Genomic DNA, 6,685 nt, shown 5'->3' with positions numbered 1-6,685 from the left:
TCCGGCACTGGGATGCGGTGACGGACCTGACCAAGACCGGCCGCATCAGCCAGAGTGCGCGCATGGGGCGGGGCGATGCGCCGGTGAGCCGGCTTTATGTGCAGTCCAATCAGGCTCTTGGCGGGCAGGCCACGCGCTGGCTTTCGATGCTGCCGACGGTGCACAATCTCGATTCCTTTGCCTACCTGCCGGAAGCTGCCGGCGGCGCCGGCGAGCCGGTGGATTCGTGGGCGGCCCTCATGGACGAGCGCTGGCACGGCCGGGTTGCGCTGGTGGACGAGCCGGCGATCGGCATTTTCGATGCGGCGCTGGCGCTGCAGGCGTGCGGCGAGGTTGCCTTCGAGGACATCGGCAATCTTTCCATCCGCGAGATCGACGCCATCATTGCGGCGCTGGAGGCGCGCGTGCGGTCCGGCCACGTCTATGGCTTCTGGCGCACGGCGGCGGAGGCTGCGGAGCTGATGGCCGGCGGCCACACCGTGATCCAGAGCATGTGGTCGCCCGGCCTTGCCCGGCTGCGGCGCATGGGCGTGGCGGTGCAGGAGGCGGTGCCGAAGGAAGGTTATCGTGCCTGGCACGGCGGGCTGTGTCTTGCCCGTCATCTGTCCGGCCGGGCGCTCGATGCCGCCTACGACTATCTCAACTGGTGGCTCGATGGCTGGGCCGGCGCGGTGGTGGCCCGGCAGGGCTATTATATGTCGGTGCCGTCGCGGGTGCGGCCTTATCTGTCGGCCGAGGAGTGGGCCTACTGGTACGAAGGCGAGCCGACGCCGGTGGATCTGCCGGGTCCGCAGGGCGGGGCCAACGTCTCGGCCGGTTCCGTGCGGGCCGGCGGTTCCTACTGGGAGCGGGCGAGTTCCATCGCCGTGTGGAACACCACGATGGACGAACACAATTATCTGGTGCGCCGCTGGTCGCAGCTGGTGGAGCGATGAGCGCCTCAGATGCCCGGCGCGGCGCCGCCGGCGGCCAGCGAGAGAAAATCGCGGAAGGCGGCGGTCGCCGGGCTCATGGCCACGTCGTCGCGCCACACGAGGCCGACGTCCATGGTGGGGATCTCGTCTTCCAGCATCCGCGTTTCCAGCCGCTGGCCTTCCAGCGACCATGGCCGGTAGACCAGATCGGACAGGATGGTCACCCCCATGCCCGCCGCCACCATGGAGCGCACGGCCTCCACCGAGGAGGTGCGGAAGATCACCCTGGGGCTGAACGTGGAGGGCGCCCAGTAGCGCCGTGTGGTCTGGCCGGCCTCGTCCACCGTCAGCATCACATAGCGCTCGCCGGCAACGTCGCTGAGGGTGATGCGCGGCAGGCGCAGCAGCGGATGCTCGGCCGGCAGCCACAGCCGGCGCACCGAGCGCACCAGCGTCTCATATCGCAGCCGGTCGCGGGCGCCGAGGTTGGAGACCAGAATGACCGCGATATCCAGCGCGCCGTCGAGCAGGGCCTGTTCGATGACGCTGCGCTGGGCTTCGTAGAGATCGAGCGTGACGTTGGGGAAGCTGCGCGTGAAGCGGGCGAGGTGGCGCGGCAGGTAGTAGCCGGAGACGGTGTAGGTGAGGCCGATGCGCACCGTGCCTTCGGTTGCGGCCGGGGCGCTGCGCTGCACCCGCATGGCCTCTTCCACCGCGGCGATGATGTTGCGCGCATGGGCCACGAAACGGCTGCCTTCCACCGTCGGCACCACGCCCACCGGCGTGCGGTCGAACAGGCGGAAGCCGAGCGTGGCTTCAAGCTGCTGCACCGCCGCGGTAACCGCCGACTGCGATACGTTGAGATCGACCGCGGCCTGCGAAATCTGGCCGGAATCGGCGGCCGCGAGAAAATAGCGGATCTGCTTCAGCGAAACTGACACACGCGCCCCCGGAAACGGCCCCGCCCGCAGTGCGGCGGCGCCGGAAAATCCGATCCTGATCGGAAAATCTGATTCTGACCTTGGCGCGAAAGCGCCGCCACGACAACCCCGGAGACTGACGATGTCCGTTGATCGCGTTCCCTCTGCCTCCCGCGCGGACGTGACGGGAAAATCGGCCCTGCAGCTGGCCGGTGCCCTGCAGGCCGGCGTGCTGGATGCGACGGCTGTGGCCGCGGCAACGCTGGCGGCCATTGCGGATTGCGGCGACCCGGCAATCTTCACGCTGCTGACCGCGCAGCGCGCGCGCACGGAGGCGGCGGCCGCCGCCGCCCGCCTTGCCGCCGGCCGGCCGGCCAGCCTGCTCGACGGGGTGCCGGTGGCGTGGAAGGACCTTTTTGCCCTTGAGGGCCACGCGACCACCGCGGGCGCGAAGGTGACGGCGGGCGATCCGCCGGCACCGGAGGATGCCGCCGTGGTCAGGCGCCTGAAGGCCGCCGGCATGGTCACCGCCGGACGGGTGAACATGACCGAGTTTGCCTTCTCCGGCGTCGGCATCAACCCGCATTACGGCACGCCGCGCAATCCGTGGGGCGGGGCGGTGGCGCGCATTCCCGGCGGTTCGTCGTCGGGCTCCGGCGTGGCGGTGGCGCGCGGGCTGGTGCCGGTTTCCATCGGCACCGACACCGGGGGATCGGTGCGCATCCCGGCTGCCCTCAACGGCGTCGTCGGCTACAAGGCAACCCGCGGGCGCTATCCGATGGACGGCGTGTTTCCGCTGTCCCGCCAGCTCGATTCGCTGGGGGTGCTGTGCCGCACCGTGGCTGATGCGGTGGTCGTGGATGCCGCCCTGTGCGCGCGGCCGGTGCCGGCGGTGCAGGCCGCGCCGGTCGCCGGGCGGCGTATCGTCGTGCCGGAAACGGTGGTCTTCGACGACAGCGAGCCGGAGGTTGTCGCGGCCGCCGAAGCGGCCATCGCCCGGCTTTCGGCCGCGGGCGCCCGCGTGGAGCGGCGGCCGATGCCGGCGCTGGCCCGCGTTCTGGGTGCGCAGGCCGAACATGGCGCGCTGGTGACCGCGGAAGCCTATGTGCAGCACCGCCACCGGCTGGAGGGTCCGCAGGCCGCCGGCATGGACCCGCGTGTGGTGCAGCGCGCCCGCCACGGCGCCGATATCGCGCTGGCCGATTACATCACCCTGACCGATATCCGCACCCGCATGATTGCGGAGACGGAAGCCGACATCGGCGATGCGCTGCTGGCGTTTCCCACGGTGGCGCGCGTGGCCCCGCGGCTTGACCCGCTGCTGGCCGACGACGTCGCCTTTTTCTCCACGAATGCCCTGATGCTGCGCAACACCCTGATCGGCAATTTCCTCGACTGGTGCGGGCTGTCGCTGCCGTGCGGGTTCGGGGCCGGCGGGCTGCCGGTGGGGCTGCTGCTGTCGGCGCCGGCCGGCCGCGACGACGACCTGCTGGCCTTCGGCCTCACCGCCGAAGCGCTGGTGCGGGAGGCGGCCGGGGCGTGAAATTCCGTATCTGATTTTCTGATAGAGAGAAAAGAAAATCGGAATTTTACAATACGACGACAGACGCGCACCCTGATTGAACAGAACCGGCGGCGGCCTTCTCGCAAGGCCGCCGGGCGGTGTCCGGGCGGCGCTGCGGCGCCGTTCACGAGAGAGCCTCACGAGAGAGCCCGATGACCCTTCTCAACTGCGATATGGGCGAAGGCTATGGCATCTGGCGGCTGGGCGACGATGAGCGCATCATGCCGCTGATCGACATCGCCAACGTCGCCTGCGGCTTCCACGCCTCCGATTTCAATCACATGCGCCGCACGGTGGTGCTGGCCCGCGAGAGCGGCGTGAAGGTGGGGGCGCATCCCTCGCTGCCGGACCGGCAGGGCTTCGGGCGGCGGGAAATGAAGATCGGCCGCGAAGAACTCGCCAACTGCCTGATCTACCAGATCGGCGCCCTCAAGGGCTTTCTTGAGGCGGAAGGCATGGTGCTGAACCACATCAAGCCGCACGGCTCGCTGTTCGGCATGGCGGCGCGCGACGAGGCGATCGCCCACGCCATTGCCGATGCGGCGGATGTGTTCCGCGTGCCGCTGATCGGCCTGATCGATACCGCCCACGAGAGGGTCTATGCCGCGCGCGGCCACCGCATGATGGGCGAGTTCTACGCCGATCTCGACTATCGCGACGACGGCAGCCTGATCATCACCCGCGAGCACCATGCCGTCGATCCCGCGGCTGCCGGGGCCCGCGCGGCGCGGGCGGTCGGCGCAGGCGTGATCGCCTCCGTCGGCGGCGTCGACATTGCCGTCGGCCGGGATACGGTGTGCATTCATTCCGACACGCCGAACGCGGTCGACATTGCCGCGGCCGTGCGTGCGGCCGTCGACGAGGCTTCCGGGGCGGCGAAGACCGCCTGACCGGCAACAATGGCGGCGCAGACCGCCGGACCGACAACAATCCCCTTGCGCTCCAGAACCCCTTGCGCTCCGGCCCGCCGCGGTGTGCGGCACCGGCACCTTCCCGAGGTAAGAGACATGTCCGAGACCACCGTTGCCGCCCCGCTGCCCGGTATCTTCTATCGCAAGCCCGCCCCCGACCAGCCGCCCTACAAGGCCCCGGGCGATGCCGTTGCCGTGGGCGACACCATCGGCCTCATCGAGGTGATGAAGACCTTCAATCCGGTCGTGGCCGAGGAAGCCGGGACCCTCGTCGCCTTTCTCGTCGATGACGAGGACGCGGTGATGGCCGGCCAGCCGCTCTACACGCTGGAGGCCTGACGGCGATCATGTCCAGCGAACTGAAGGCCGGCGCGGGCGCCGGTGCCATTGCAAAGCTCTTCATCGCCAACCGCGGCGAGATCGCGGTGCGCATCAACCGGGCCGCGCGTGAACTGGGGCTGGCGGTGGTGCAGGCGGTGAGTGCCGCCGATCGCGACAGCCTCGCAGCCCGGCTCGCCGACGAGGTGGTGGAAATCGGTCCGGCCTCGGCAGCGAAATCCTATCTCAACGCTGCGGCCATCGTGGCTGCGGCCACGGCGAGCGGCGCCGATGCCATCCACCCCGGCTACGGCTTTCTGGCGGAAAATGCCGCCTTTGCCGACGCGGTGGAAGCGGCCGGTCTGATCTTCGTCGGCCCGAAAGGCGATACCATCCGCGCCATGGGCGACAAGGCGACGGCGCGCGCCATGGCGCAGGCCGCCGGCGTGCCCACCGTGCCCGGCAGCGCCGGCCGCGTGGAAGGCCCGGACGAGGCGGCCCGCGTGGCGGCGGAGATCGGCTATCCGGTGATGATCAAGGCCGCGGCCGGCGGCGGCGGACGCGGCATCCGCGTGGCGAGGACCTCGGAAGAACTCGCCGCGCAGATTCCGCTGGCCAGCGCGGAGGCCCGCGCCGCCTTCGGCGACGGCGGGCTCTATCTGGAGCGCTTCGTTGCCCGCGCCCGCCATGTCGAGGTGCAGGTTCTGGGCGACGGCACGGATGCCATCCACATCTTCGAGCGCGAATGCTCTCTGCAGCGCCGCCGCCAGAAGGTGTGGGAGGAAGCCCCCGCGGCCACGCTGCCGCAGACGGTGCGCAGCGACCTGTGCGCCTCCGCCGTGCGGCTGGCGAAATCGGTGGGCTATCGCGGCGCCGGCACGCTGGAATATCTCTACGACGACGACAGCGGCGAGTTCTTCTTCATCGAGATGAACACCCGCATTCAGGTCGAGCATCCGGTGAGCGAGATGATCTCGGGCATCGATCTGGTGCGCGAGATGATCCGTATTGCCGGCGGCGCGCCGCTGGGGCGCACGCAGGATGCCGTCGTGGCCCGCGGCCACGCCATCGAGGTGCGCATCAACGCCGAGGATCCGGAGGCCGATTTCCGCCCCGCCCCCGGCGCCATCGGCACGCTCACCGTGCCCGGCGGCATGGGTGTGCGCTTCGACAGCCTGCTCTATCCCGGCTATGTGGTGCCGCCGTTCTATGACAGCCTGCTCGGCAAGCTGATCGTGTGGGACGAGACCCGCGAGGGCGCAATTGCGCGGCTGCAGCGCGCGCTCGGCGAACTGGCGATCGAAGGCCCCTGCACGACCATCGCCCTGCACAAGGCTCTGGCCGCCGATCCGGCGGTGCGGGCCGGCGCCGTTCACACCCGCTGGCTGGAAGGCTGGCTGGAAGAGCGCGCCCGGAGCAAGCGCGATGCTGCCTGAACCCCTTTCCCCTGTCCGCCCTTCCGCGAGGCATTCATGAGCGAAACGGCGCTGAAGACCCGCTATTCCTATGGCGGCGACGAGCATATCTTCGTCGAGATGGACGAGGAGATGTCGCTGGAGGCTTTCTTCAAAAGCCTCTCGATGACCAGTGCGGTGCGCGATGCCGGCATTCCCGGCGTCACCGAGATCTGCCCCTCCAACGCTTCCATGCAGGTGAAGTTCGACCCCGACGTGATCGCGCCGGCCGAACTGATGGCCCGCCTGAAGGCGCTGGAAGCGGCGGCGGACAAGGTGGAGCCGGTGATCGAGACGCGGATCATCGAGATCCCCGTCTATTACGACGATCCGTGGACCCGCGAGACGCTGATGCGCTTCCGCGAGCGCCATCAGGATCCGACCGGCACCGACCTCGATTATGCCGCCCGCATCAACGGCTACGACAGCGTGCCGGCCTTCATCGATGCCCATTCCGGCTCGCCGTGGTTCGTCTCCATGGTCGGGTTCGTGGCCGGCCTGCCGTTCATGTACCAGATGGTCGAACGGCAGAAGCAGCTTGAGGTGCCGAAATATCTGCGCCCGCGGACCGACACGCCGAAGCTGACCATCGGCCACGGCGGCT

At 69.3% G+C, this 6,685-nt stretch carries 7 protein-coding genes; 6 read left to right on the top strand and 1 reads right to left on the bottom strand.

What is annotated here, in order from left to right:
• On the top strand, positions 1 to 935 hold a 935-nt coding region (locus tag V7067_RS14120; protein ID WP_334176543.1), incomplete at its 5' end, for an extracellular solute-binding protein.
• A gap of 5 nt (positions 936 to 940) precedes the next feature.
• Here V7067_RS14120 and V7067_RS14115 read toward each other — a convergent pair.
• The gene (locus V7067_RS14115; protein ID WP_334176542.1) at positions 941 to 1,855 is read right to left on the bottom strand and encodes a LysR family transcriptional regulator; all 915 of its coding nucleotides are present in this window, start codon (positions 1,853 to 1,855) and stop codon (positions 941 to 943) included.
• A gap of 121 nt (positions 1,856 to 1,976) precedes the next feature.
• On the opposite strand from V7067_RS14115, the gene V7067_RS14110 reads away from it, so the two are divergent.
• The 5 genes from V7067_RS14110 to V7067_RS14090 form a co-directional block, all read left to right on the top strand.
• On the top strand, positions 1,977 to 3,377 hold the full coding sequence (locus V7067_RS14110; RefSeq protein WP_334176541.1) for an amidase: 1,401 nt from the start codon (positions 1,977 to 1,979) through the stop codon (positions 3,375 to 3,377).
• A gap of 173 nt (positions 3,378 to 3,550) precedes the next feature.
• Entirely contained in the window at positions 3,551 to 4,288 is a 738-nt protein-coding gene (gene pxpA / locus V7067_RS14105; RefSeq protein ID WP_334176540.1) for a 5-oxoprolinase subunit PxpA, read from the top strand.
• Positions 4,289 to 4,405: 117 nt separating this feature from the next.
• Complete coding sequence (locus tag V7067_RS14100) at positions 4,406 to 4,648, top strand: acetyl-CoA carboxylase (protein ID WP_334176539.1); 243 nt, start codon at positions 4,406 to 4,408, stop codon at positions 4,646 to 4,648.
• 8 nt (positions 4,649 to 4,656) lie between these two features.
• Positions 4,657 to 6,063: an acetyl-CoA carboxylase biotin carboxylase subunit gene (locus V7067_RS14095; RefSeq protein ID WP_334176538.1), complete on the top strand. Its 1,407-nt coding sequence runs from the start codon at positions 4,657 to 4,659 to the stop codon at positions 6,061 to 6,063.
• A 51-nt stretch (positions 6,064 to 6,114) separates the two neighbouring features.
• The coding region (locus V7067_RS14090) for a carboxyltransferase domain-containing protein (RefSeq protein ID WP_334176544.1) at positions 6,115 to 6,685 on the top strand (571 nt) is incomplete at its 3' end.

It is taken from the genome of Pseudoxanthobacter sp. (assembly GCF_036822375.1).
Classification (GTDB): Bacteria; Pseudomonadota; Alphaproteobacteria; order Rhizobiales; family Segnochrobactraceae; genus Pseudoxanthobacter.
The sequence above is the reverse complement of the archived record's forward strand: the minus strand, read 5'-3'. Positions and strand labels throughout refer to the sequence as shown.

Bases quoted from the DNA above. Each gene is read 5' to 3' on its own strand.
- V7067_RS14110 (WP_334176541.1), top strand. From the start codon at position 1,977: ATGTCCGTTGATCGCGTTCCCTCTGCCTCCCGCGCGGACGTGACGGGA.
- V7067_RS14095 (WP_334176538.1), top strand. From the start codon at position 4,657: ATGTCCAGCGAACTGAAGGCCGGCGCGGGCGCCGGTGCCATTGCAAAG.
- pxpA (WP_334176540.1), top strand. From the start codon at position 3,551: ATGACCCTTCTCAACTGCGATATGGGCGAAGGCTATGGCATCTGGCGG.
- V7067_RS14100 (WP_334176539.1), top strand. From the start codon at position 4,406: ATGTCCGAGACCACCGTTGCCGCCCCGCTGCCCGGTATCTTCTATCGC.